We start from the raw sequence: 26,277 nt of genomic DNA on the forward strand, positions 1-26,277 counted from the left end.
TTTCCGGAAGCGAAAATGGCCTTATTACAAATTAGTGAGCCTGGTCTGAGCGCCGCGCCGCACCAGCGTCGTCTGGCGGTCGGTATCGATTTAGGCACCACCAACTCCCTGGTTGCGACCGTACGCAGCGGCCAGGCCGAAACGCTGGCAGATCATGAAGGTCGCCACCTGTTGCCGTCAGTGGTTCACTATCAGCAGCAGGGCTACTCGGTCGGTTACGATGCCCGCGCCAATGCTGCGCTGGATACGGCAAACACCGTCAGCTCGGTAAAACGCATGATGGGCCGCTCTCTGGCGGATATCCAGGCGCGTTACCCACATCTGCCTTATTCATTCCAGGCGAGCGAAAACGGCCTGCCGATGATTGAAACCGCTGCCGGTTTGCTTAATCCGGTGCGCGTATCCGCTGACATTCTGAAAGCGCTGGCCGCGCGGGCAACCGAATCGTTGTCCGGCGAACTGGATGGCGTAGTGATCACCGTTCCGGCTTACTTTGACGATGCACAGCGTCAGGGGACGAAAGACGCCGCGCGTCTGGCGGGCCTGCACGTATTGCGTCTGCTGAACGAACCGACCGCTGCGGCGATCGCTTATGGCCTGGATTCCGGTCAGGAAGGCGTGATCGCGGTCTATGACCTTGGCGGCGGTACTTTTGATATTTCTATTCTGCGCCTGAGTCGCGGCGTGTTCGAAGTGTTGGCGACCGGTGGTGATTCCGCGCTGGGCGGCGACGATTTTGACCATCTGCTGGCCGACTATATTCGCGAGCAGGCGGGCGTTGCCGATCGCAGCGATAACCGCGTACAGCGCGAGCTGCTGGATGCCGCGATTGCAGCGAAAATCGCACTCAGCGACGCCGATTCTGTGACGGTTAACGTGGCGGGATGGCAGGGTGAAATCACCCGTGAAACCTTTAATGAACTCATTTCCGCACTGGTTAAACGTACGCTGCTGGCCTGCCGCCGTGCGCTGAAAGATGCGGGCGTTGAGCCGCAGGATGTGCTGGAAGTGGTAATGGTCGGTGGTTCAACGCGCGTGCCGCTGGTACGTGAACGCGTCGGTGAATTCTTTGGCCGTACGCCGCTGACCTCTATCGACCCGGACAAAGTGGTCGCTATCGGTGCGGCAATCCAGGCGGATATTCTGGTCGGGAATAAACCGGACAGCGAAATGCTGCTGCTGGACGTTATCCCGCTGTCTCTGGGACTGGAAACCATGGGCGGTCTGGTGGAGAAAGTGATCCCGCGTAACACCACTATCCCGGTGGCGCGCGCGCAGGACTTCACCACGTTTAAAGATGGCCAAACCGCGATGTCCATTCACGTGATGCAAGGCGAGCGTGAGTTGGTGCAGGACTGTCGTTCACTGGCGCGTTTTGCGCTGCGCGGTATCCCGGCGTTGCCGGCAGGCGGCGCGCATATCCGCGTGACCTTCCAGGTCGATGCTGATGGGCTGCTGAGCGTCACCGCTATGGAGAAATCCACCGGCGTTGAGTCCTCGATTCAGGTCAAACCGTCCTACGGTCTGACCGACAGTGAAATCGCCTCCATGATTCAGGATTCGATGAGTTTTGCCGAGCAGGACGTTAAAGCTCGTATGCTGGCAGAACAGAAAGTCGAAGCGGCACGCGTACTGGAGAGTTTATCCGGTGCGCTGAACGCTGATGCCGCGCTGTTAAGCGCCGCAGAACGTCAGGCTATCGACACCGCTGCTGCGCACTTGAGCGAGGTAGCACAGGGTGACGATGTTGACGCGATAGAACAAGCCATTAAAAACGTAGACAAACAAACCCAGGAATTCGCCGCTCGCCGTATGGACAAATCCGTCCGTAGCGCGCTGAAAGGCCATTCCGTGGACGAGGTTTAATATGCCAAAGATTGTTATTTTGCCTCATCAGGATCTCTGTCCCGATGGCGCAGTTCTGGAAGCTGAGACCGGCGAAACCATTCTCGACGTTGCCCTGCGTAACGGTATCGAGATTGAACACGCCTGTGAAAAATCCTGTGCCTGCACGACCTGCCACTGCATTGTACGTGAAGGTTTTGATTCTTTGCCGGAAAGCACAGAAGAAGAAGACGACATGCTGGATAAAGCCTGGGGACTGGAGCCGGAGAGCCGTTTAAGCTGTCAGGCACGGGTAACCGAGGACGATTTAGTGGTCGAAATCCCACGTTACACAATCAATCATGCACGTGAGCATTAACAGAGGGTAGTATGGGACTGAAGTGGACCGATAGCCGCGAAATCGGCGAGGCGTTGTACGACGCGTTCCCCGATCTCGATCCCAAGACCGTTCGTTTCACCGATCTGCACCAATGGATCTGTGACCTGGAAGAGTTCGATGATGATCCACAGGCATCGAACGAAAAAATCCTTGAGGCCATTTTACTGGTCTGGCTGGACGAAGCCGAATAAGTCAACGGGCTGCCCACGGGTGGCCCGTTTTCCTGTATGCGCGAAATAAGGATAAATAAAATGACAGAAGCCATGAAAATTACGCTTTCCACGCAACCCGCTGATGCTCGCTGGGGTGAAAAGGCGACATACAGCATTAATAATGACGGTATTACCCTGCACCTGAACGGAAAAGATGATCTCAGCCTTATCCAGCGCGCCGCGCGTAAAATTGACGGCCTGGGTATTAAACATGTCCAACTGGATGGTGAAGGCTGGGATACCGAACGTAGCTGGGCGTTCTGGCAGGGTTACAAAGGACCAAAAGGCACCCGCAAAGTTGAGTGGGCCGCTCTGGACGAGGCGCAGCGCAAAGAGCTGGATAACCGTCTGAAGATTATTGACTGGGTGCGCGATACCATTAACGCACCTGCAGAAGAGCTGGGCCCGGAACAGCTGGCGCAACGCGCGGTAGACCTGCTGTGCGGCGTGGCCTGCGACAACGTCTCGTACCGTATCACCAAAGGTGAAGATCTGCGCGAGCAGAACTACATGGGGCTGCATACCGTGGGTCGAGGCTCTGAACGTCCGCCGGTGCTGCTGGCGCTGGATTACAACCCGACTGGCGACAAAGAAGCTCCAGTTTATGCCTGCCTGGTTGGCAAGGGAATTACCTTTGACTCCGGCGGATACAGCATCAAGCAAAGCGCATTTATGGACTCAATGAAGTCCGATATGGGCGGTGCGGCAACGGTCACCGGCGCGCTGGCGTTTGCCATCACCCGTGGCCTGAACAAGCGTGTAAAGCTGTATCTGTGCTGCGCGGATAACCTGATCAGCGGCAACGCCTTTAAGCTTGGCGATATCATTCACTATCGCAACGGTAAAAAAGTTGAAGTGATGAATACCGATGCTGAAGGGCGTCTGGTACTGGCCGATGGCCTGATCGATGCCAGCGCGCAAAAACCTGAATTGATCATTGATGCTGCCACGCTGACCGGCGCGGCGAAAACCGCACTGGGCAACGATTACCACGCGCTGTTTAGCTTTGATGACCAACTGGCCGCGCGTTTGTTGGCAAGTGCGGCGCAAGAAAACGAGCCGTTCTGGCGTTTGCCGTTGGCAGAGTTCCACCGTAGCCAACTGCCGTCAAATTTTGCCGAGCTGAACAATACCGGCAGTGCGGCCTACCCAGCGGGTGCAAGCACCGCGGCGGGCTTCCTGTCCCATTTCGTGGAAAATTACCAGCAAGGCTGGCTGCACATCGATTGCTCTGCAACCTATCGCAAAGCGCCGGTTGAGCAGTGGTCTGCGGGCGCAACTGGTCTGGGTGTGCGCACCATCGCGAATCTGCTGACCGCATAATTCACGACTGTATTGCCGGATAGCGCTAAGCTTATCCGGCTTACATGTATTCATCCAATTTGTGATACTTATGTCCGAAACAAAAAATGAATTAGAAACGTTGCTGGAGCAAGCAGCGACAGAGCCTGCGCATCGTCCGGCATTTTTCCGTACTTTACTGGAGTCCACCGTCTGGGTGCCGGGTACTGCCGCAGAAGGCGAGGCGGTAGTAGAAGACAGTGCCCTCGACCTTCAACACTGGGAAAAAGAAGACGGCACGACCGTGATCCCGTTCTTCACCTCCCTGGAAGCCCTGCAACAGGCGGTTGAAGATGAGCAAGCATTTGTCGTTATGCCGGTGCGTACGCTATTTGAAATGACGCTTGGCGAAACGCTCTTTCTCAACGCTAAACTGCCGACCGGCAAAGAGTTTATGCCGCGTGAAATCAGCCTGCTGATGGGGGAAGAGGGTAATCCGCTAAGCACCCAGGAAGTACTGGAAGGTGGTGAATCGCTGATCCTTTCTGAAGTCGCCGAACCTCCGGCGCAGATGATTGACTCACTGACCACGCTGTTTAAAACCATTAAGCCGGTAAAACGCGCATTTCTCTGCTCAATCAAAGAAAGTGCGGAAGCCCAGCCGAATCTGCTGATTGGTATTGAAGCTGAAGGTGATATTGAAGAGATCATCCATGCTGCGGGTAGCGTCGCGACCGATACGTTGCCGGGTGATGAACCCATTGATATCTGCCAGGTGAAGAAAGGTGAGAAGGGCGTGAGTCACTTTATCACTGAGCACATCGCACCGTTCTACGAACGCCGCTGGGGCGGTTTCCTGCGCGATTTCAAACAGAACCGGATTATCTGAGGCATTCGGGGTGAGCGCTCACCCCGTTGCTTCCAGCAGCAACAAATCCATGAGTAGCACCAGATTCGATTCAAAAGAGGTCACTCCGGCGGCCTCAGCGGCAAAGTGTACCGCTTCGTCATATAGCGCAAAGTGCAAATCCGCCATGCCCGCCAGCGAATTGGCCGACGCACGGGTAAAGGCCACAATCGTCATGCCAACGTTTTGCGCAATCCTGACTTTATCAATAACCTGTTCCGTTTCGCCGCTGCGTGACACCGCGACGAATACCTGATAGCGGGCGGCATTACTGAGAAAGATGTTCCGGCTGTCACCTGGCCCGGAAATAAAAGCGGTCTTACCGAGAACCTGCAATTTTTTGGTCAGATACTCCGCAAACAGATAGGAAAATCCGGCGCCATACAGAAAGAAACTCTCCTTTTGCCGTAATAAATCAACAAAATGGCGACGTTTTTCCTGGGTATTCCATTGAAAAGTAAGCTGATAGTTGGCGATGAAACGGCTAAGCATCGCCGGTAACTCGCCGCTCTCCGCGGCCTGCGCTGCGATGTGCGGCGTATCGGAGAGCAGCTGTTTGCAGTGCCATATAAACTCGCTGAAACCGCTGAAGCCCAGTTTCTGACACAACCGCATAATGGTGGCCGTGGAAACAAAAGTCGCTTGGGCCAGCTCACGTACCGTGATGTTACCTACCAGCAGCGGATGCTGTGTCAGGTGCGCCAGCACACGGTACTCTGCGCGGGTAAGCGGTTCTCCGCGCGTCAGCAGAGAGGCAAGCCGGTTGTCCATGATCAGGCCGGTTTCACTTGCCGGGCAGGAAGGGAGAAATATGGGATAGTCATTGGGCCTCCGTTTTCATCAATTCGCGGAATTGTCGGTGTTTTCATCCACACCGACAAGTCTTCCGCACCAGACTTTAGCGCAATTCCCCCTCCTGCCAGGCTTTTTTCAGCGCTGGCCAGTAGTCCCGGTTAGCCTCGATCATCTCATCAAGGAGGGTTTTGGCATGTACCATGGTTGGCACCGTCCGGTTCAGCGTGAAAGCCTGTAGTGCCTTCTCGTAGCTGCCTTCAATGGCGGCCTCAACCAGCAGTTGCTCTGAGGCCAGCTGTTGCATCAGCAGCGTCTGGTGAAACAACGGTACTGCCCCCATGCGAACCGGTTCAGCTCCCTGTGAAGTGATGTACGCAGGTACTTCGACCATCGCGTCATAGGGCAGATTGGCAATCGCGCCTCTGTTTTCAACAATCACCAGGTGACGCTGGCGTAAATCAAAAGCCAGGCTACAGGCGACATCAACGATAAACGCGCCGTGAACTCCGACGTGAAACGCATCGGGCAAAATCCCCGTGCTCTGGTATTCCTGAGCCGCGGCGAATAATTTCTTCTCACGCCCCTCCATCACTTCGTTGGCCCGGGTGTGATCTGGATCCTGATGGGCCACGATCTGTTCCGACATCAGGTAATACTGTAAATACGGATTCGGCAGATATTCCGGGAAGTTGTCCATGATCGGCTTGATGTTACGCCATGTTTTGACCCATGAAGGATCGGCATGCTGCGGATCCGTTTGTGCGGCATCTTCTGTCAGCAGGCCGAATTTAGCGATATGCCGCCGTAACGCCGGGAGCTGGTCTTCGCCATCAACCCGCACGCGGGTAAACCAGCCAAAGTGGTTAAGGCCGAAGTAGTCCACCTCCAGCTTATGACGGTCAACGCCCAGAATCGCACCCATGTTACGCATTGCAGCGACCGGCATATCACAAATATTGAGAACCCGCGCGTTCGGGCGTAAGCGACGTACCCCCTCTGCCACAATCGCCGCCGGATTGGCGTAATTGACAATCCACGCCGCTTTATCGGCAAAACGTTCGACCAGATCGATTAGTTCCACCATCGGCAGAATGGTGCGTAGCCCGTAGGCTAAACCACCGGGGCCGCAGGTCTCCTGGCCGACGACGCCGTGTTTTAACGGGATTTTTTCGTCCAGCTCGCGCATTTTGTACTGGCCTACGCGCATCTGCGAGAAAATAAAATGCGCCCCGCGAAAGGCCGTTTGCGCATCGCGGGTTACGGTAAATTTAATTGACTGGCTGTGATCGCGGATCACTTTTTCAACCACCGGTGCAATGGTGCTTTGACGTGCTTCGTCAATGTCATACAGACGAATTTCAGCCAGCGGAAAATCGGCAAGACGCACCATCAGACTTTTGACAATCCCGGGCGTATAAGTGCTTCCACCGCCAGCAATGGATAAAATAAAAGGGGGGGTAAACATGATTGGCTCCTTCAGAGAAACGCCTCTACAGCTTCTCGCATTTTCTTAACGTGCAGTCCGTAGACCACCTGAACGTTATTACCTTGTTTAATGACGCCTTTCGCGCCGGTCGCTTTGAGCTGCGGCTCGTTGATGATGGCGATATCTTTCACGGTGACGCGCAGACGGGTGTAACAGTTATCAACCACTTCAATATTGGCGCGACCGCCCAGCCCGGCAATAATGGCTTCGCCAGAATCATCGCGGCCTTTTGCCTGATAATCTTTTTTGCTGTACAAACGTGTCTCCCGCGCGTCCTCCTCACGACCTGGCGTTTTCATATCGAAATAGCGGATAAGAAAGCGAAAGATGACGAAGTAGAGAACGAACATCATCATCCCGACCGCGATGTACATCGGCCAGTTAGCCTTTTCGACGCCCAGCGGCAGGTTGTAGAGAATGAAGTCAATGACGCCGTTGGCGCCGATGGCGTGAACATCCAGCAGAGAAAACAGCATCATGCCGATGCCGGTCAGCACCGCGTGTACCACAAACAGCAGCGGAGCGACAAACAGGAAGGAAAACTCAATGGGCTCGGTGACGCCGACCAGTAATGAGGTCAGCGCGGCGGGGAGCAGAATGGCCTTCGCGGCAGCCCTGCGTTGTGGCGTGGCCGTCATATACATAGCCAGCGCGGCGGCAGGCAGGCCAAACATTTTACTGATGCCGCGAGCGTCCCACACCACCGTATTGCTGAGCTGTGCCACTGTCGGACAGGCCATCTCGGCGAAATAGATGTTGCGCGCCCCCTGATACACATTACCGCAAACCTCGGCAGTGCCGCCCAGTTCGGTATACAGAAACGGCGTGTAAACCAGGTGGTGTAGTCCGGTCGGCACCAGAATGCGTTCAAGAAAACCGTAAATAGCGACGCCGTAAGGTCCAGCGTCTTTAATGGTCAACGCCATGGTACTGATGCCATGCTGAGCGAAAGGCCACAGTTCGCTCATCGCTACGCCGAGAAGCATTGAGGTGGGCAGAATAATGATGGCGACGAAACAGTGGCCTGAGTAAATCGCCATCGCACCGCTGAACTGCACGCCGGAATAGCGGTTATAGAGATAACCTGCCACGACGCCCAGCAAAATCCCGGCAAAAACGCCCATCTCCAGCACCTGCACGCCAAGCACCATACTCTGACCCGCACCGCGCATCTGATCCGTCGCAACCAGATCGCCGCGTAGCTGAAGCGTGACGTTCATCGCGTTGATAAAAACAATAAAAGCGACAAGACCTGTCAAGGCCGCATAACCTTTATCACGGGTGGCAAGGCCAATGGGAATGCCGACGGCGAAAACCAGCGCCAGATTTGCCAGTACAGATACGGCGGATTTCGCAATTAACTGACCACTGTTTTGTAAAATGGGATGAGCGAGAAAAGGCAAATATTGCGCAAGATTGCCATTGCTAAGGACGTTACCGAAGGCAATGAACAAGCCCACGATCGGGAGAATGAGCACCGGACCATAGAGCGATTTGCCAAAATTTTGTAGGGCATTGACAGCTCTTTTCATCATGTTCTCTCTTATATGAACCGCACATCAGAGTGCGAAAACAGGACAAAGTTAGCAGCGTCAAAGGGGAGAATTCCAGCTATCTGGTTGTTTTAAAAACAAATGACGCATAACGTTACATGTAACGTTATGCGTTGTGAGCGGGGTAACAGCAGGGGGAGGGTTAAGCAGAGGGATTATGGGCGGCCGGTTCTACCGGTAAATCGTTACGCGCGCCCCATTCGCTCCATGCGCCGTCATACAATGCGACGTTAGAAACGCCCAGCGTGGCAAGCGCCAGCACAACCACCGCCGCCGTGACGCCTGAGCCGCAGCTGGCGATAATGGGGCGGTCAAAGCTTACGCCGTGGCTGAAGAAAATAGCATCCAGTTCGTCGGTAGTTTTCAGTTCACCGTCACGAACCAGCTCTGTCCACGGTACGTTAAGCGCACCAGGCACATGGCCACGCTTGAGGCCCGGACGCGGCTCGTCAACTTCGGCATTAAAACGTGCAGCCGGTCGGGCATCGACGATCTGCACCGTTTTTTCATGACTGGCCAGCAGTACGTCGGTAACGCGCACAACCGCTTCAGGTGTAAATGCCACGTTAAATTCACCTTCCGGTAAATCCTCATTTCCTTCTTTGAGCATTAGCTCATCGCGCTGCCAGCCAGCCAGACCGCCCGCCAGAATGGAGACATTCTCGACACCAAATGTCCGCAGCATCCACCATGCGCGTGGCGCGGAAAACAGGTTGCCATCATCGTAGACAACCAGGTGTTTATCCTGATGAACGCCCAATTCGCGCATCGCTACGGCAAAGGCTTCCGGTCGCGGCATCATATGCGGTAGCGGTGACGTATGGTCGGAAAGCGCTTCAATATCAAAAAAGACTGCGCCAGGAATATGGCCTGCACGATACTCCTCGCCAACATCGCGATCTTCCTGTCCTGGAGGTGCCATCCGGGCATCAAGAATTTGTATTTCCGGGTCGTCAATGTGTTCGGCAAGCCAGTCGGCAGCGACAAAAAAGGCGGTGGTCATAGGCATCTCCATTTTTACCAGGTTTTGGCAAATTGTCGGATGTTTAGTGCAATGCGACAAGTAAAAGAGGCTGATTTGTCAGGCGAATCCACATTAATCACGAAAAAATAGGACAACGTAGAACAGTTACTGGCTTTCACAGCCGAAAATCTGACGCATAATAGTTGTTCTACGTAGCTAACGGGCCACTACGGCCAGGGATGAAAAATGAAACATTTACGCGTAGCGGCCTGTATGCTGATGCTGGCACTGGTTGGGTGCGATAATAATAACGAAAAATCACCGACGGCTGCGAAGCCTGATGCGCCTGCACCGCAGACTGCGCCAGCAAAAGATAAGGCCCAATTACAAAAGCTGATTCAGCAAAGCCAGGGCAAGTCGCTGACGCTGCTTGATGCCTCCGAGGTCCAGCTCGATGGCGCGGCAACGCTCGTTTTAACCTTTTCCATTCCCCTCGATCCGGAACAAGATTTTTCTCGCGTAGTGCACGTTGTTGATAAAAAAAGCGGCAAAGTGGATGGGGCCTGGGAGCTGGCGCCAAATCTAAAAGAGCTACGCTTACGCCATCTCGAACCTAACCGGGAACTGGTGGTTACCATTGAGCGTGATTTGCTGGCGCTGAATAAAGCGACGTTCGCTATCGATTATGAAAAAAATATTACCACCCGCGACGTCCAGCCAAGCGTAGGGTTCGCTAGTCGCGGCTCGCTGCTGCCGGGAAAAGTGATTGAAGGGTTACCGGTGATGGCCCTTAACGTTAATAGCGTGGATGTGAACTTCTTTCGCGTGAAGCCTGAGTCGCTCGGTGCGTTTGTCAGCCAGTGGGAATACCGTAATTCGTTGTCAAACTGGGAGTCAGACAATCTGCTGAAAATGGCGGAGCTGGTTTATACCGGACGCTTTGACCTCAATCCTGAGCGTAACACCCGAGAGAAGCTGCTACTGCCACTGAGCGATATCAAGCCGTTGCAGCAAGCAGGCATTTACATTGCGGTGATGAATCAGGCCGGACACTATAACTACAGCAATGCTGCTACGCTGTTTACGCTCAGTGACATTGGTGTCTCTGCGCACCGTTACCACAATCAACTGGATGTCTTTACACAGAGTCTGGAAAACGGCGCTGCGCAGCAGGGTATTGAGGTCACGTTACTCAACGAAAAAGGGCAGACGCTGGCGCAGGCTACCAGTGACGCGCAGGGTCACGTCAAGCTGGAAACCGATAAAGACGCGGCCTTATTGCTGGCCCGTAAAGACGGGCAAACCACGCTGCTGGACCTGAAGCTCCCGGCGTTGGATCTGGCTGAATTTGATATTGCCGGCGCGCCGGGATACAGCAAGCAGTTCTTTATGTTTGGCCCCCGAGACCTCTATCGCCCTGGCGAAACGGTGATCCTCAACGGATTACTGCGAGATAGCGACGGCAAAACGCTGCCTGACCAGCCGGTGAAGCTGGAGGTCGTTAAGCCCGACGGACAGGTGTTACGCTCGGTAGTGAGCCAGCCGGAAAACGGTCTGTATCGCTTTAGCTGGCCGCTGGACAGCAGCGCGCCAACCGGCATGTGGCATATTCGTGCCAATACTGGCGACAACCAGTCGCGGATGTGGGATTTCCACGTCGAAGATTTCATGCCTGAGCGGATGGCGCTCAATCTCACCGCCAATAAAATACCGGTGGCTCCAACTGATGAAGTGAAGTTCTCGGTGGTGGGCTACTACCTGTACGGCGCGCCCGCCAACGGCAATGCTCTGCAAGGGCAGCTTTTCCTGCGCCCGCTGCGGGAAGCGGTGCAGGCATTACCGGGGTTCCAGTTTGGTAATATTGCCGAAGAAAATCTTTCTCGCAGCCTCGATGAGGTTCAGTTGACGCTGGATGACCACGGTCGCGGCGAAGTGACTACCAACAGCCAATGGCAGGAGACGCATTCTCCGTTACAGGTGATTCTGCAAGCCAGCCTGCTGGAGTCGGGTGGCCGTCCGGTGACGCGTCGGGTTGAACAAGCCATCTGGCCTGCGGATACGCTGCCAGGTATTCGTCCGCAGTTTGCGGCGAGAGCCGTATATGACTACCGCACCGATACTACCGTCAATCAGCCTGGCGTTGATGAAAACAGCAATGCCGCTTTTGATATTGTGTATGCCGATGCGCAAGGTGAGAAAAAAGCGGTGTCCGGTTTACAGGTGCGTTTGATTCGTGAACGCCGTGATTATTACTGGAACTGGTCTGAAGGCGAGGGCTGGCAATCGCAGTTCGATCAAAAAGATCTGGTTGAGGGTGAGCAGACCCTGGATCTTAAGGTCGATGAGACCGGTAAAGTCAGCTTCCCTGTCGAGTGGGGTGCCTATCGCCTGGAAGTGAAAGCTCCGAATGATGCGGTGAGCAGCGTTCGCTTCTGGGCTGGTTATAGCTGGCAGGATAACAGCGACGGCAGCGGGGCAGTGCGTCCCGATCGCGTGACCCTGAAACTGGATAAACCCGGCTATCGTCCCGGCGATACCATGAAGCTACACATTGCCGCACCCGCTGCAGGCAAAGGTTACGCGATGGTGGAGTCCAGCGAAGGCCCGCTGTGGTGGCAAGAGATAGACGTACCGACGGATGGTCTTGATATCTCCATCCCGGTCGATAAAACCTGGAATCGCCATGACTTGTATCTCAGCGCGCTGGTGGTTCGTCCTGGCGACAAGTCTCGTTCGGCAACGCCAAAGCGGGCAGTCGGCTTACTGCATTTGCCGTTAGGCGATGAAAACCGTCGTCTGGCGCTGGCGCTGGAAAGTCCGGCGAAAATGCGTCCAAATCAGCCGTTGACCGTCAAGATTAAAGCCAGCGTTAAAAATGGCGACGTGCCAAAACAGGTTAACATGCTGGTCTCAGCCGTTGACAGCGGGGTGTTGAACATTACCGATTACGCCACGCCGGATCCGTGGCAGGCGTTTTTCGGGCAAAAACGCTATGGCGCGGATATTTATGATATTTACGGCCAGGTGATCGAAGGGCAAGGACGTCTGGCGGCGCTGCGCTTTGGTGGTGATGGCGATGAGTTAAAACGCGGCGGCAAGCCACCGGTTAATCACGTCAATATTGTGGCGCAACAGGCGCTGCCGGTGACGCTTAACGAGCAGGGCGAAGGTACGGTGACGTTACCAATTGGTGATTTCAACGGCGAGCTGCGGGTAATGGCGCAAGCCTGGACGGCGGATGACTTTGGCAGTAGCGAAAGCAAAGTGATTGTCGCCGCGCCGGTAATTACTGAACTGAACATGCCGCGCTTTCTGGCGGGGGGCGATACCTCGCGCCTGACGCTGGACGTGACCAACCTGACTGACAAACCGCAAACGCTGATTATTAATCTCGCGGCCAGCGGTTTACTGGAGCTGATGGGGCAAGATCCCGCCCCGGTGAATCTGGCTCCAGGCGTACGGACTACGCTGTTTATTCCGGTGCGTGCGCGGGAGGGCTTTGGCGATGGCGAAATTCAGGCGCAAATTAGCGGTCTGAATCTACCGGGTGAAACGCTGCCTGTTCAGCATAAACAGTGGAAAATTGGCGTGCGACCGGCGTTCCCGGCGCAAACTGTTAATTACGGCGTCGCACTTCAGCCGGGCGCAACCTGGCAGCTTCCGGGCGAAGAACTGACGAATTTCTCTCCTGTGACGATGCAGGGACAACTGCTGTTCAGCGGTAAGCCACCGCTGAATCTGGCGCGCTATATCCGTGAACTGAAAGCTTACCCTTACGGTTGCCTCGAGCAAACGGCGAGCGGGTTGTTCCCATCCTTATACACCAATGCCGCGCAGTTGAAGGCGTTAGGTATCGCGGGCGACAGCGATGAAAAACGCCGTGCGGCAGTAGAGATTGGCATCTCTCGTTTACTGCAAATGCAGCGTGATAACGGCGGTTTTGTGCTGTGGGATAAGAACGGGTCGGAAGAGTACTGGCTGACCGCGTATGTGATGGATTTCCTCGTTCGCGCGAATGAACAGGGCTATAGCGTTCCGGCAGAGGTGATTAACCGGGGTAACGAGCGGCTGCTGCGCTATTTGCAGGATCCGGGCATGATGTCGATTCGCTATACCGACGACGCATCAGCAAGCCGGTTTGCCGTACAGGCCTACGCCGCGCTGGTGCTGGCTCGTCAGCAGAAAGCCCCGCTCGGCGCGCTGCGTGAGATCTGGGAGCGTCGTGCACAGGTGGCTTCCGGTTTACCGCTGTTGCAACTTGGGATAGCGCTGAAAAACATGGGCGACGCCAACCGCAGTGAACAAGCGTTGACGCTGGCGCTGAATACGCCACGCCGCGATGCGCAGCAGTGGATGGCGGATTACGGCAGTCAGCTACGTGACAACGCGCTGATGCTGGCATTGTTGGAAGAGAACAAGCTTAAACCTGACGTGCAGAATACGCTGCTGAACACCTTGTCAGAACAGGCCTTTGGGCAGCGCTGGCTCTCTACTCAGGAAAACAATGCGCTGTTCCTTGCCGCGCGTACGTTGCAGGACTTGCCTGGCTCGTGGCAGGCGCAAACGTCACTCTCTGAACAGCCGCTAGCCGGGGAGAAATCACAAACGCGTAATCTGGATGCTGACGCGCTGTCTACGCTGAACGTCACCAATACCGGTAATCTGCCGCTGTGGCTGCGTCTGGATGTGAGTGGTTACCCGCAAACCTCGCCGACGCCTGCCAGCAACGTCCTGCACATTGAGCGTCAGATCCTGGGGCTCGACGGGAACAGCAAAGCGCTGGATTCTCTGCGCAGCGGCGAGCTGGTACTGGTCTGGCTGGAGGTGAAAGCCAGCCAGAACGTACCGGATGCGCTGGTGGTTGACTTACTGCCAGCCGGCCTGGAGCTGGAAAACCAGAATCTGGCCAACGGCAGCGCCAGCCTGCAGGACAGCGGCAGCGAGGTAGCGAATTTGCTCAATCAGATGCAGCAGGCGGATATCCAGCACGTTGAGTTCCGTGACGATCGCTTTGTCGCCGCGGTAGCGGTCAACGAAGGGCAGCCGGTGACGCTGGTCTATCTGGCGCGGGCGGTAACGCCGGGGACCTATCAGGTTCCTGTGCCGCAGGTGGAGTCAATGTATGTTCCGCAGTGGCGCGCGACCGGTGCGACAGAGGGGCTTTTGATTGTCAGACCGTAAATGATGCGCGGGTTGGGGAAACGCGGCTGCTGGCTCTGGCTGGCAGCCGTTGCGCTATTGCTGGTAGCGTGGGTTTGGGCGGCAGATAAAATCTGGCCGCTGCCGCTTCACGAAGTCGATCCGGCACGTGTCGTGGTGGCTTACGATGGTACGCCGCTATGGCGCTTCGCCGACGCGGACGGTATCTGGCGTTATCCGGTGACTATTGATGAGGTGTCCCCCCGTTACCTTGAGGCGTTAATTAACTACGAAGACCGCTGGTTCTGGAAACATCCCGGCGTCAATCCGTTTTCAGTGCTGCGCGCGGCATGGCAGGACCTCTCCTCAGGTCGTGTCGTTTCAGGCGGCAGTACGCTCACCATGCAGGTCGCACGATTACTCGATCCCCACCCGCGAACTTTCGGCGGCAAGTTCCGCCAGCTCTGGCGCGCATTGCAGCTGGAATGGCATCTTTCTAAGCGCGACATCCTGACGCTATATCTTAACCGTGCGCCGTTTGGCGGCACGCTGCAGGGCGTGGGTGCGGCGAGCTGGGCCTATCTTGGTAAATCACCCGCACAGTTGAGTTATTCCGATGCCGCGCTGCTGGCCGTGTTGCCGCAGGCACCGAGCCGTCTGCGCCCGGACCGCTGGCCGGATCGCGCTGAAGCGGCGCGCAATAAAGTGCTTGAGCGCATGGCGACGCAGGGCGTTTGGCCTGCCAGACAGGTGCAGGAGTCACGCGAAGAACCGGTCTGGCTGGCGCCCAGACAAATGCCGCAGCTAGCGCCGTTATTCTCGCGCATGATGCTGGGAAAAAGCCGGAGCGATAAAATCGTGACCACCCTTGACGCCGGATTGCAGCGCCAACTGGAAGAGCTGGCGCAAAACTGGAAGGGCCGCTTACCTGCGCGCAGTTCGCTGGCGATGATTGTGGTCGATCACACTGATATGAGCGTGCGTGGCTGGGTGGGGTCGGTAGATATGAATGACGACTCCCGCTTTGGCCATGTGGATATGGTGAATGCGATCCGCTCGCCGGGCTCGGTGCTGAAGCCGTTTATCTATGGTCTGGCGTTGGATGACGGATTAATTCATCCTGCTTCATTGTTGCAGGATGTACCGCGTCGAACCGGAGATTATCGACCAGGGAATTTTGACAGTGGTTTTCATGGTCCGGTGAGTATGAGCGAAGCGCTGGTGCGCTCGCTAAATTTACCCGCCGTGCAGGTACTTGAAACCTATGGCCCGAAGCGTTTTGCCGCATCGTTACGTAACGTTGGCTTACCGCTGTATCTGCCCGCAGGCGCCGCACCGAATCTGTCGCTGATTTTGGGCGGGGCAGGGGCCAGACTGGAAGACATGGCGGCGGCGTACAGTGCCTTTGCCCGTCAGGGAAAAGCGGGAAAACTGCGCCTGCAGCCAGACGATCCACTGCTGGAGCGTCCGTTGATGTCGGTAGGCGCGGCGTGGATTATTCGCCGCATTATGGCTGACGAAGCGCAACCGCTGCCGGATAACGCACTGAGCAGAGTGGTTCCGCTGGCGTGGAAAACGGGTACCAGTTATGGCTATCGCGATGCGTGGGCGATTGGCGTTAACGCCCGTTATGTGATGGGTATCTGGACCGGCAGACCCGACGGTACGCCGGTGGTGGGCCAGTTTGGTTTTGCCAGCGCCGTGCCGCTGCTCAATCAGGTCAACAATCTTTTGCTCTCTCGCGGGGCAAATCAGCCGGAGGATCCGCGCCCTGAATCCGTTAGCCGCGGCGTAGTGTGCTGGCCGGGCGGGCAGTCACTTGCGCCCGGAGACAGTAACTGTCGACGCCGTCTGGCAACCTGGCTGCTGGACGGCAGCCAGCCGCCCACGTTGTTATTGCCCGAACAGGAGGGCGTGAGTGGCATTCGTTTCCCCGTCTGGCTGGACGATGAAGGCAAACGTGTGGCGGCGGATTGCCCGCAGGCGCGCGAACAAACGTTAATCGTCTGGCCTTTACCGCTGGAGCCATGGCTGCCGGAGTCAGAGCGCCGTGGGGCGAGATTACCGCCGGTTTCTGCCACGTGTCCGCCGCTGGGGCAGGATGCTTCGCTGCCGTTGCAGTTGACAGGGGTTCGTGATGGCGCGATCGTGAAGCGTTTACCCGGCTCTGCGCTGGCCTCATTGCCAGTACAAACCAGCGGTGGGACTGGCGATCGCTGGTGGTTTCTTAACGGTGAACGGCTGGATGAACGCGGACGCCGTCTTACGCTACGGCTGGCGACCAAAGGGGATTATCAACTGCTGGTGATGGATGACGCCGGACAGGTGGCGACGGTGAGATTTTCGTTGCAGTAGACCACCAAGTGACTTTTGTTGCTAAAATTCATCTTATTTTAAAGAAATGTTATCTCCGTCAATGGTCAATTGCCGGGATGCTCTTTATAATCCGCGCCAGGTAAACAACAACAAAACATCTTTTTCAGAGGTAATCATGGCTATTGAACGTACTTTTTCCATCATCAAACCAAACGCGGTGGCAAAAAACGTTATTGGGAGCATCTTTGCGCGCTTTGAAGCAGCAGGGTTCAAAATTGTCGGTACTAAAATGCTGCACCTGACCGTTGAGCAGGCGCGTGGCTTCTATGCTGAGCATGATGGTAAGCCGTTCTTTGACGGTCTGGTTGAATTCATGACCTCCGGTCCGATCGTTGTTTCTGTTCTGGAAAGCGAAAATGCCGTACAGCGTCACCGTGATCTGCTGGGTGCAACCAACCCGGCGAATGCGCTGGCGGGTACTCTGCGTGCAGACTACGCTGACAGCTTCACCGAGAACGGTACTCACGGTTCCGACTCCGTTGAATCTGCTGCGCGTGAAATCGCCTATTTCTTCGGTGAAGGCGAGGTTTGCCCGCGCACGCGCTAATCTCCTGCGTCTTTCACATCGCATCGTTTTCTATGCTTTCGGGGAGGCTCGAACGTGCCGCTTTCCTGCGATGCGAAATCCTTTGGAGAGGAATTAGCGATTTACATATTATTTTCGCTAATGCTTCGTGCAAACGTGGCATCCCTGCGCCAGACTTTGTACAATGCAACGCCCCGGAAGAGCAGAACGCTTGCCGGGGCGTTTCTTTTTAACCCTCCACGGGCCACAACGTGTAACAACGAGGCCGGAAAAAATTATGTCTGAATTAGTTAACACCTCTGAAGTCGTCATTCCTGCGGTTCCAAATAAAAATGGAAAAATTAACCTGCTGGATCTGAACCGTCAGCAAATGCGCGAATTCTTCAAAGATATGGGTGAAAAACCGTTTCGTGCCGATCAGGTCATGAAGTGGATGTACCACTATTGCAGCGACAACTTTGATGACATGACTGACATCAATAAAGTGCTGCGTAACAAGCTGAAAGAAGTGGCTGAAATTCGCGCCCCGGAAGTGGTGGAAGAGCAGCGTTCCTCTGACGGTACGATCAAATGGGCCATCGCGGTTGGCGATCAGCGCGTAGAAACCGTGTATATCCCGGAAGACGATCGCGCGACCCTGTGTGTTTCTTCACAGGTCGGTTGCGCATTAGAGTGTAAATTCTGCTCTACGGCGCAACAGGGCTTTAACCGTAACCTGCGGGTGTCGGAAATCATTGGTCAGGTCTGGCGTGCGGCGAAAATCGTCGGCGCGGTGAAAGCAACGGGCGTGCGTCCTATCACTAACGTTGTGATGATGGGGATGGGCGAGCCGCTGCTCAACCTGACCAACGTAGTGCCAGCGATGGAAATCATGCTGGATGACTTCGGTTTTGGGCTGTCCAAGCGTCGCGTCACGCTCTCCACCTCAGGCGTTGTCCCTGCGCTGGATAAGTTGGGCGATATGATTGATGTCGCGCTAGCGATTTCTCTGCATGCGCCGAACGATGAAATTCGTGACGAAATTGTACCTATCAACAAAAAGTACAATATCGAAACATTCCTTGGCGCGGTTCGTCGTTATCTGGAGAAGTCCAACGCTAACCAGGGTCGTGTGACCATTGAGTATGTGATGTTAGATCACATCAATGATGGTACTGAACACGCGCATCAGTTGGCAGAGCTGCTGAAAGATACGCCGTGTAAGATTAACCTGATCCCGTGGAACCCGTTCCCTGGCGCGCCGTATGGCCGTAGCTCTAACAGCCGTATCGATCGTTTCTCCAAAGTGTTGATGAGCTATGGTTTCACTACCATCGTGCGTAAAACACGTGGCGATGACATCGATGCAGCCTGCGGTCAGCTGGCGGGTGACGTTATCGACCGTACCAAGCGTACTCTGCGTAAGCGTATGCAGGGCGACGCTATCGATATCAAGACCGTTTGATGTTGAGTGCACTACGGTATAATTCATGTACCGTAGTGCAACGTAAGCCAAATGAGGTTTTTTGTTGTTGTCGTCAGGTCAATAATAACGGTGCGTTTTTGTCGACTTTAAGGCAGTATGTAACGGCGCAACAAGCCTTTAGCCCTCAGGTTTACGTTGTTTTGTCTTTGATAGTCTGACCGTTTTATACTGTCTGACGAAGGTTAACTGACCAGATGTTTCGCGGTGTGGGTGAGCATTGTGGCTCGCCGGCATCAGAACCCAAATTTACGCAGCTGTAGCGAATGAATACTGAAGCCACGCACGACAAAAATGAAGCACTATCCACCGGCGTTCGTCTGCGCAATGCCCGTGAACAACTCGGATTCAGCCAGCAGGCAGTCGCGGAGCGACTTTGCCTGAAGGTCTCCACGGTACGTGATATTGAAGAAGATAAGGCGCCAGCCGATCTCGCTTCAACATTCCTGCGCGGGTATATCCGTTCTTATGCGCGTCTGGTGCATATTCCTGAAGAAGAACTGTTGCCAGGGCTGGAAAAACAGGCTCCGATTCGCCCAGCCAAAGTCGCACCGATGCAGAGCTTCTCGCTCGGTAAGCGTCGTAAAAAACGCGACGGCTGGTTAATGACCTTTACCTGGCTGGTGCTGTTTGTCGTTGTCGGACTGACGGGAGCCTGGTGGTGGCAGAACCATAAAGCGCAGCAGGAAGAGATCACCACCATGGCCGATCAATCCTCCGCTGAGCTGAATGCCGGTAAAGATGGTGCGCAGAACGTACCGTTAGATACCAGCGCCGCAGCGGGCCAGGATACTACCCCGGCTCCAGACGATGGCGCGGTGGCGGACGCAGCGCCTACGCCAGATGTTGCTGCAACCCCGGCACCTGCCGCTGATGCGCAGCCGAATGCCGTTGTGGCACCTTCTCAGGCTAACGTCGATACCGCAACTGCTGCGCCAGCTACCGCGGCGCCGCTGCCAACTGACCAGGCGGGTGTCACTACCCCTGCCGCCGATCCTAACGCACTGGTAATGAACTTTACCGCCGATTGCTGGCTGGAAGTGACCGATGCGACCGGAAAAAAACTGTTCAGTGGTATGCAGCGTAAGGACGGCAATCTGAATCTGACGGGTCAGGCGCCGTACAAACTGAAAATTGGCGCTCCGGCGGCAGTGCAGATTCAGTTCCAGGGTAAACCTGTCGATCTGAGTCGTTTTATCAGAACTAACCAGGTTGCGCGTCTGACCGTTAATGCCGAACAATCACCGGCTCAGTAACAGACGGCAATGCGGGAGATTTTTTAATGCATAACCAGGCTCCAATTCAACGTAGAAAATCGACACGCATTTACGTTGGGAACGTGCCGATCGGCGATGGCGCGCCCATCGCCGTACAGTCTATGACCAATACGCGTACCACAGATGTGGAAGCGACGGTTAATCAGATCAAAGCGCTGGAACGCGTCGGCGCAGATATTGTTCGTGTCTCTGTACCGACAATGGATGCCGCAGAAGCGTTCAAGCTTATCAAACAGCAGGTTAATGTCCCGCTGGTTGCCGATATTCACTTCGACTATCGTATCGCGCTGAAGGTGGCGGAATACGGCGTCGATTGCCTGCGTATCAACCCAGGCAATATCGGTAATGAAGAGCGTATTCGCATGGTAGTGGACTGCGCTCGTGATAAAAATATTCCTATCCGTATCGGCGTCAACGCCGGATCGCTGGAAAAAGATCTGCAGGAAAAATACGGTGAACCGACGCCGCAGGCGCTGCTGGAATCCGCTATGCGCCATGTGGATCACCTCGATCGTCTGAACTTCGATCAATTCAAAGTCAGCGTTAAAGCGTCTGACGTTTTCCTCGCCGTAGAATCCTATCGCCTGCTGGCGAAACAGATCGATCAACCGCTGCATTTGGGGATCACCGAAGCCGGTGGTGCACGCAGTGGGGCGGTAAAATCAGCGATCGGTTTAGGATTGCTGTTGTCCGAAGGGATCGGCGATACGCTGCGTGTCTCTTTGGCGGCGGATCCGGTGGAAGAGATCAAGGTTGGCTTCGATATCCTGAAATCGCTGCGCATTCGTGCCCGCGGGATCAACTTTATCGCCTGCCCAACCTGCTCGCGTCAGGAGTTCGACGTTATCGGTACGGTGAACGCGCTGGAACAACGTCTGGAAGATATCATTACGCCAATGGATGTTTCGATTATCGGCTGCGTGGTGAACGGTCCTGGCGAAGCGCTGGTTTCTACGCTGGGCGTGACGGGCGGTAACAAGAAAAGCGGTCTGTATGAAGACGGCGTGCGTAAGGATCGACTCGATAACGACGATATGATTACGCAGCTTGAAGCCCGCATTCGCGCCAAAGCGAGTATCCTGGACGAAGCGCGTCGTATTGACGTGCAGCAGCTTGAAAAATAACAACGTGATGGGAAGCGGCGTGCTTCCCGTGTATGATTGAACCCGCATGGCGCCCGCATTGTTCGGGTTAGCGCTGAGGGTTCATTTTTATATTCATAAAGAGAATAAACGTGGCAAAAAACATTCAAGCCATTCGCGGCATGAACGATTATCTGCCTGGCGAAACCGCCATCTGGCAGCGCATTGAAGGCACTCTCAAAAACGTGCTCGGCAGCTACGGTTACAGTGAAATCCGCTTGCCGATTGTAGAGCAGACCCCGTTATTCAAACGCGCGATCGGTGAAGTCACCGACGTGGTTGAAAAAGAGATGTATACCTTTGAGGACCGTAATGGCGACAGCCTGACGTTGCGTCCTGAAGGGACTGCGGGCTGCGTACGCGCCGGCATCGAACATGGTCTCCTGTACAATCAGGAACAGCGTCTGTGGTATATCGGGCCGATGTTCCGCCACGAACGTCCGCAAAAAGGGCGCTATCGTCAATTCCATCAGCTGGGTGTCGAAGTGTTTGGCCTGCAAGGTCCGGACATCGATGCTGAACTGATTATGCTGACCGCTCGCTGGTGGCGCGCGCTGGGTATTTCTCAACATGTCAGCCTTGAGCTGAACTCAATTGGTTCGCTTGAAGCCCGCGCTAACTACCGTGATGCGCTGGTCGCCTACCTGGAACAGCACAAAGAGAAACTGGACGAAGACTGCAAGCGCCGTATGTACACTAACCCGCTGCGCGTTCTCGACTCCAAAAACCCGGAAGTACAGGCGCTGCTCAACGACGCACCTGCGCTGGGCGACTATCTTGATGACGACTCTCGCGAGCACTTTGCGGGCCTGTGCAAACTGCTGGAATCCGCAGGTATTGCCTACACCGTCAATCAGCGTCTGGTTCGTGGTCTTGATTATTACAACCGCACCGTATTTGAGTGGGTTACCAGCAGCCTGGGCTCTCAGGGTACCGTGTGTGCCGGTGGGCGTTACGACGGTCTGGTAGAGCAACTTGGCGGTCGCGCAACGCCGGCCGTGGGCTTTGCCATGGGTCTGGAACGACTTGTTTTGTTAGTTCAGGCAGTTAATCCGGAATTTAACGCAGATCCTGTTGTCGATATATACCTGGTCGCTTCGGGGGCGGATACGCAGTCGGTTGCAATGCGGCTTGCAGAACGTCTGCGCGATGAAGTTCCTGGTGTGAAACTGATGACAAACCACGGTGGCGGCAACTTTAAGAAACAGTTCGCCCGCGCCGACAAGTGGGGCGCCCGCGTTGCACTGGTACTGGGCGAGTCCGAAGTGGCTGACGGTACTGTTGTAGTGAAGGATTTGCGCTCTGGTGAGCAAACGGCAGTAGCGCAGGATAGCGTTGCCGCGCATTTGCGCACTCTACTGGGCTAAGGAGAAGGACAGCGTGGAAATTTACGAGAACGAAAACGACCAGATTGATGCAGTAAAACGCTTCTTTGCTGAAAACGGCAAAGCGCTGGCTGTTGGGGTCATTTTAGGGGTTGGCGCGCTGGTTGGCTGGCGTTACTGGACCAGCCATCAGACGGAGTCCGCACGCTCTGCTTCTCTGGCATATCAAAATACGGTGACTGCGGTTAGCGCGGGTAAACCGGATAGCCTTCCTGCTGCAGAGAAATTTGCCGCAGAAAACAAAAATACCTACGGCGCGTTAGCTTCACTGGAACTGGCGCAGCAGTTTGTTGACCAAAATGAACTTGAGAAAGCCGCAAGCCAGCTGCAACAAGGCTTAGCAGCGACCAGCGATGAGAATCTCAAAGCGGTGATTAATCTGCGTCTGGCTCGTGTTCAGGTTCAGCTTAAACAGGCTGATACCGCGCTGAAAACACTCGACACCATTAAAGGTGAAGGGTGGACGGCCATTGTTGCCGACCTGCGCGGTGAAGCATTGCTGAGCAAAGGCGACAAACAAGGTGCGCGTAGCGCATGGGAAGCGGGCGTGAAAAGCGATGCCTCTCCTGCTCTGAGCGAAATGATGCAGATGAAAATCAATAATTTGTCCATCTGAGAGGGACCCGATGCAATTGCGTAAATTACTTCTGCCAGGGCTGCTTTCCGTTACCCTATTGAGCGGCTGTTCACTGTTTAGTGGCGAAGAAGATGTCGTTAAGATGTCCCCATTACCGGTGGTTGAAAACCAGTTTACTCCGTCTACGGACTGGAGCACCTCTGTAGGTAACGGTATTGGTGATTTCTATTCCAATCTTCATCCTGCGCTGGCGGATAACGTTGTCTATGCAGCCGATCGCGCCGGCGTCGTTAAGGCGTTGAATGCGGACGACGGCAAAGAAGTCTGGTCTGTTAATCTGGGTGAGAAAGACGGCTGGTTCTCCCGCGCATCTGCACAGCTTTCTGGCGGTGTAACCGTGTCCGGTGGCCATGTTTACATTGGCAGCGAAAAAGCGCAGGTTTATGCGCTGAACACCAGCGATGGTACCACCGCATGGCAGACGAAAGTTGCCGGTGAAGCGCTGTCTCGTCCTGTTGTGAGCGATGGCGTGGTATTAATCCACACCAGTAACGGTCAGTTGCAGGCCTTGAACGAAGCTGACGGCGCTATCAAATGGACCGTTAACCTCGACATGCCTTCTCTGTCTCTGCGCGGCGAATCTGCCCCAGCGACCGCCTTTGGCGCAGCTATCGTTGGCGGTGATAACGGCCGCGTAAGCGCCGTGCTGATGCAGCAGGGCCAGATGATTTGGCAGCAGCGTATTTCTCAGGCGACAGGTCCAACGGAAATCGATCGTCTGAGCGACGTTGATACCACGCCGGTTATCGTCAATGGCGTTGTCTACGCGCTGGCTTATAATGGTAACCTGACGGCGCTGGATCTGCGCAGCGGTCAGATCATGTGGAAACGTGAACTGGGCTCAGTGAATGATTTCATCGTCGACGGTAACCGTATCTACCTGGTAGACCAGAACGACCGTGTACTGGCGCTGACCACCGACGGCGGTGTGACGCTGTGGACGCAAAGCGATCTGCTGCACCGTCTGCTGACGTCCCCGGTATTGTATAACGGCAATCTGGTCGTGGGTGATAGCGAAGGCTACCTGCACTGGATTAACGTTGATGATGGCCGCTTTGTCGCCCAGCAGAAAGTTGACAGCTCTGGTTTCTTGACCGAGCCGGTCTCTGCTGATGGTAAACTGCTGATCCAGGCGAAAGACGGTACGCTGTACTCTATTACGCGTTAATCGTCCCGGCCGCTCGCTTTGAAAAACGGCTCCTGGTGCAGGGGCCGTTTTACTGTTTTTAACAACGGCGCAAAAAATGTGCCCGTTGTCTGATGATTTATTAAATGAGGCTTTAAACATGGTACCTGTGGTCGCGCTTGTCGGGCGCCCTAACGTTGGCAAATCCACGTTATTTAACCGTCTAACTCGCACCCGAGATGCGCTGGTTGCGGATTTCCCGGGTCTGACTCGTGACCGTAAGTACGGTCGTGCGGAAATTGAAGGCCGCGAGTTTATCTGTATTGATACCGGCGGTATTGATGGCACCGAAGACGGTGTAGAAACCCGCATGGCGGAACAGTCGCTGTTGGCGATCGAAGAAGCGGACGTTGTGCTGTTCATGGTAGATGCGCGTGCTGGCCTGATGCCTGCGGATGAAGCCATTGCGAAACATCTGCGGTCGCGCCAGAAACCGACGTTCCTGGTAGCCAACAAAACTGACGGGCTCGATCCTGATCAGGCGGTCGTCGATTTCTACTCGCTGGGTCTGGGTGAAATTTATCCGATCGCGGCATCCCATGGTCGTGGCGTTCTCAGCCTGCTGGAGCATGTTCTGCTGCCGTGGATGGATGACGTTGCTCCTCAGGAAGAAGTGGATGAAGATGCAGAATATTGGGCGCAACTGGAAGCCGAAGAGAACGGCGAAGAAGAGCCTGAAGACGACTTCAATCCGCAGGACCTGCCGATCAAACTGGCGATTGTTGGTCGCCCGAACGTAGGTAAGTCCACGCTTACTAACCGTATTCTCGGCGAAGACCGCGTAGTGGTTTACGACATGCCGGGGACCACGCGTGACAGTATTTATATCCCGATGCAACGCGATGAGCGCGAATATGTGCTTATCGATACCGCGGGCGTGCGTAAGCGCGGAAAAATTACCGAAGCAGTAGAAAAATTCTCAGTAATCAAAACGCTGCAGGCGATTGAAGATGCCAACGTGGTGATGCTGGTGATTGACGCGCGCGAAGGTATTTCCGATCAGGACCTGTCACTGCTGGGCTTTATCCTCAATAGTGGGCGTTCACTTGTTATTGTGGTCAACAAGTGGGATGGCCTGACGCAGGAAGTGAAAGAGCAGGTCAAAGAGACTTTGGACTTCCGTCTGGGCTTTATTGATTTTGCGCGTGTACACTTCATCTCTGCGCTGCACGGCAGCGGCGTGGGTAATCTGTTTGAATCGGTCCGCGAAGCGTATGACAGCTCCACCCGTCGCGTCAGCACCGCGATGCTGACGCGCATTATGACTATGGCGGCAGAAGATCATCAGCCGCCGCTGGTGCGTGGTCGTCGTGTGAAGCTGAAATATGCCCACGCCGGTGGTTATAACCCACCAATCGTGGTGATTCACGGCAACCAGGTCAAAGACCTGCCGGATTCCTACAAGCGTTATCTGATGAACTATTTCCGTAAGTCTTTGGATGTGATGGGGACGCCGATCCGCATTCAGTTCAAAGAAGGGGAAAACCCGTTTGCGAACAAACGCAATACGCTGACGCCGACGCAGATGCGTAAACGTAAGCGTTTGATAAAACACATCAAAAAAAGCAAGTAACCGTTGCTGATGCTGATAAAAACCCGTGCTTGTCGCGGGTTTTTTTTCGACGTTCCATCGCCAGCCTCAGCCCGTGCGATGTCAATCACTATTCATTTTTTACCAAGTTTAAATCTAAGAAAGTAGACATTTGTCGAGTTTTCGTCTTAAAG

General features: G+C 54.9%; 19 protein-coding genes. 15 read left to right on the plus strand and 4 right to left on the minus strand.

The window, feature by feature from the left end; translation table 11 throughout:
* Positions 1 to 15 precede the first annotated feature (15 nt).
* The 5 genes from hscA to sseB all read left to right on the plus strand — a co-directional run bounded on the left by hscA (position 16) and on the right by sseB (position 4,606).
* A complete protein-coding gene (gene hscA / locus O6D90_RS06390) occupies positions 16 to 1,866 on the plus strand; it encodes a Fe-S protein assembly chaperone HscA (protein WP_016157138.1) in 1,851 nt (616 codons plus the stop codon).
* Position 1,867: 1 nt separating this feature from the next.
* Positions 1,868 to 2,203, plus strand: a complete 336-nt coding sequence (gene fdx / locus O6D90_RS06395) for an ISC system 2Fe-2S type ferredoxin (RefSeq protein ID WP_003037690.1) — start codon at positions 1,868 to 1,870, stop codon at positions 2,201 to 2,203.
* Between the two features lie 11 nt (positions 2,204 to 2,214).
* Positions 2,215 to 2,415, plus strand: coding sequence for a Fe-S cluster assembly protein IscX (gene iscX, locus O6D90_RS06400; protein ID WP_003037694.1), 201 nt, complete (start codon positions 2,215 to 2,217; stop codon positions 2,413 to 2,415).
* Between the two features lie 60 nt (positions 2,416 to 2,475).
* Entirely contained in the window at positions 2,476 to 3,759 is a 1,284-nt protein-coding gene (gene pepB / locus O6D90_RS06405; protein WP_016157137.1) for an aminopeptidase PepB, read from the plus strand.
* A 70-nt stretch (positions 3,760 to 3,829) separates the two neighbouring features.
* Positions 3,830 to 4,606 (plus strand): enhanced serine sensitivity protein SseB, encoded by a 777-nt coding sequence (gene sseB, locus O6D90_RS06410; RefSeq protein WP_016157136.1) that lies wholly within the window; start codon positions 3,830 to 3,832, stop codon positions 4,604 to 4,606.
* A gap of 18 nt (positions 4,607 to 4,624) precedes the next feature.
* Here the strand turns inward: sseB and O6D90_RS06415 are convergent, their stop codons facing one another.
* From O6D90_RS06415 to sseA, 4 genes are all read right to left on the minus strand, one after another.
* Positions 4,625 to 5,395, minus strand: coding sequence for a MurR/RpiR family transcriptional regulator (locus O6D90_RS06415; protein ID WP_016157135.1), 771 nt, complete (start codon positions 5,393 to 5,395; stop codon positions 4,625 to 4,627).
* 127 nt (positions 5,396 to 5,522) lie between these two features.
* Positions 5,523 to 6,884 carry a 6-phospho-alpha-glucosidase gene (locus O6D90_RS06420; protein ID WP_016157134.1) on the minus strand — a complete coding sequence of 454 codons (1,362 nt, stop codon included), beginning with the start codon at positions 6,882 to 6,884 and terminating at the stop codon, positions 5,523 to 5,525.
* An 11-nt stretch (positions 6,885 to 6,895) separates the two neighbouring features.
* Positions 6,896 to 8,437, minus strand: a complete 1,542-nt coding sequence (locus O6D90_RS06425; protein WP_016157133.1) for a PTS transporter subunit EIIC — start codon at positions 8,435 to 8,437, stop codon at positions 6,896 to 6,898.
* Positions 8,438 to 8,600: 163 nt separating this feature from the next.
* Positions 8,601 to 9,461, minus strand: coding sequence for a 3-mercaptopyruvate sulfurtransferase (sseA, locus tag O6D90_RS06430; RefSeq protein ID WP_016157132.1), 861 nt, complete (start codon positions 9,459 to 9,461; stop codon positions 8,601 to 8,603).
* 207 nt (positions 9,462 to 9,668) lie between these two features.
* On the opposite strand from sseA, the gene O6D90_RS06435 reads away from it, so the two are divergent.
* From O6D90_RS06435 to der, 10 genes are all read left to right on the plus strand, one after another.
* Positions 9,669 to 14,603: an alpha-2-macroglobulin family protein gene (locus O6D90_RS06435; RefSeq protein WP_016157131.1), complete on the plus strand. Its 4,935-nt coding sequence runs from the start codon at positions 9,669 to 9,671 to the stop codon at positions 14,601 to 14,603.
* Complete coding sequence (pbpC, locus tag O6D90_RS06440) at positions 14,604 to 16,916, plus strand: peptidoglycan glycosyltransferase PbpC (RefSeq protein WP_016157130.1); 2,313 nt, start codon at positions 14,604 to 14,606, stop codon at positions 16,914 to 16,916.
* Positions 16,917 to 17,052: 136 nt separating this feature from the next.
* Positions 17,053 to 17,484: a nucleoside-diphosphate kinase gene (ndk, locus tag O6D90_RS06445; RefSeq protein ID WP_003037710.1), complete on the plus strand. Its 432-nt coding sequence runs from the start codon at positions 17,053 to 17,055 to the stop codon at positions 17,482 to 17,484.
* 256 nt (positions 17,485 to 17,740) lie between these two features.
* Positions 17,741 to 18,907 carry a bifunctional tRNA (adenosine(37)-C2)-methyltransferase TrmG/ribosomal RNA large subunit methyltransferase RlmN gene (locus O6D90_RS06450; protein WP_016154002.1) on the plus strand — a complete coding sequence of 389 codons (1,167 nt, stop codon included), beginning with the start codon at positions 17,741 to 17,743 and terminating at the stop codon, positions 18,905 to 18,907.
* A gap of 284 nt (positions 18,908 to 19,191) precedes the next feature.
* The gene (rodZ, locus tag O6D90_RS06455; protein ID WP_016157129.1) at positions 19,192 to 20,181 is read left to right on the plus strand and encodes a cytoskeleton protein RodZ; all 990 of its coding nucleotides are present in this window, start codon (positions 19,192 to 19,194) and stop codon (positions 20,179 to 20,181) included.
* Between the two features lie 26 nt (positions 20,182 to 20,207).
* The gene (gene ispG, locus O6D90_RS06460; protein WP_016154000.1) at positions 20,208 to 21,326 is read left to right on the plus strand and encodes a flavodoxin-dependent (E)-4-hydroxy-3-methylbut-2-enyl-diphosphate synthase; all 1,119 of its coding nucleotides are present in this window, start codon (positions 20,208 to 20,210) and stop codon (positions 21,324 to 21,326) included.
* A gap of 110 nt (positions 21,327 to 21,436) precedes the next feature.
* Complete coding sequence (hisS, locus tag O6D90_RS06465) at positions 21,437 to 22,711, plus strand: histidine--tRNA ligase (RefSeq protein ID WP_016153999.1); 1,275 nt, start codon at positions 21,437 to 21,439, stop codon at positions 22,709 to 22,711.
* A gap of 13 nt (positions 22,712 to 22,724) precedes the next feature.
* Complete coding sequence (locus O6D90_RS06470) at positions 22,725 to 23,345, plus strand: YfgM family protein (RefSeq protein ID WP_016157128.1); 621 nt, start codon at positions 22,725 to 22,727, stop codon at positions 23,343 to 23,345.
* Between the two features lie 10 nt (positions 23,346 to 23,355).
* The gene (gene bamB / locus O6D90_RS06475; protein WP_016153997.1) at positions 23,356 to 24,534 is read left to right on the plus strand and encodes an outer membrane protein assembly factor BamB; all 1,179 of its coding nucleotides are present in this window, start codon (positions 23,356 to 23,358) and stop codon (positions 24,532 to 24,534) included.
* Positions 24,535 to 24,652: 118 nt separating this feature from the next.
* The gene (gene der / locus O6D90_RS06480; RefSeq protein ID WP_016153996.1) at positions 24,653 to 26,125 is read left to right on the plus strand and encodes a ribosome biogenesis GTPase Der; all 1,473 of its coding nucleotides are present in this window, start codon (positions 24,653 to 24,655) and stop codon (positions 26,123 to 26,125) included.
* Positions 26,126 to 26,277: the final 152 nt, after the last annotated feature.

Origin of the sequence: Citrobacter sp. 21OH12SH02A-Citro (genome assembly GCF_027919895.1) — a bacterium.
Lineage (GTDB): Bacteria > Pseudomonadota > Gammaproteobacteria > Enterobacterales > Enterobacteriaceae > Citrobacter > Citrobacter braakii.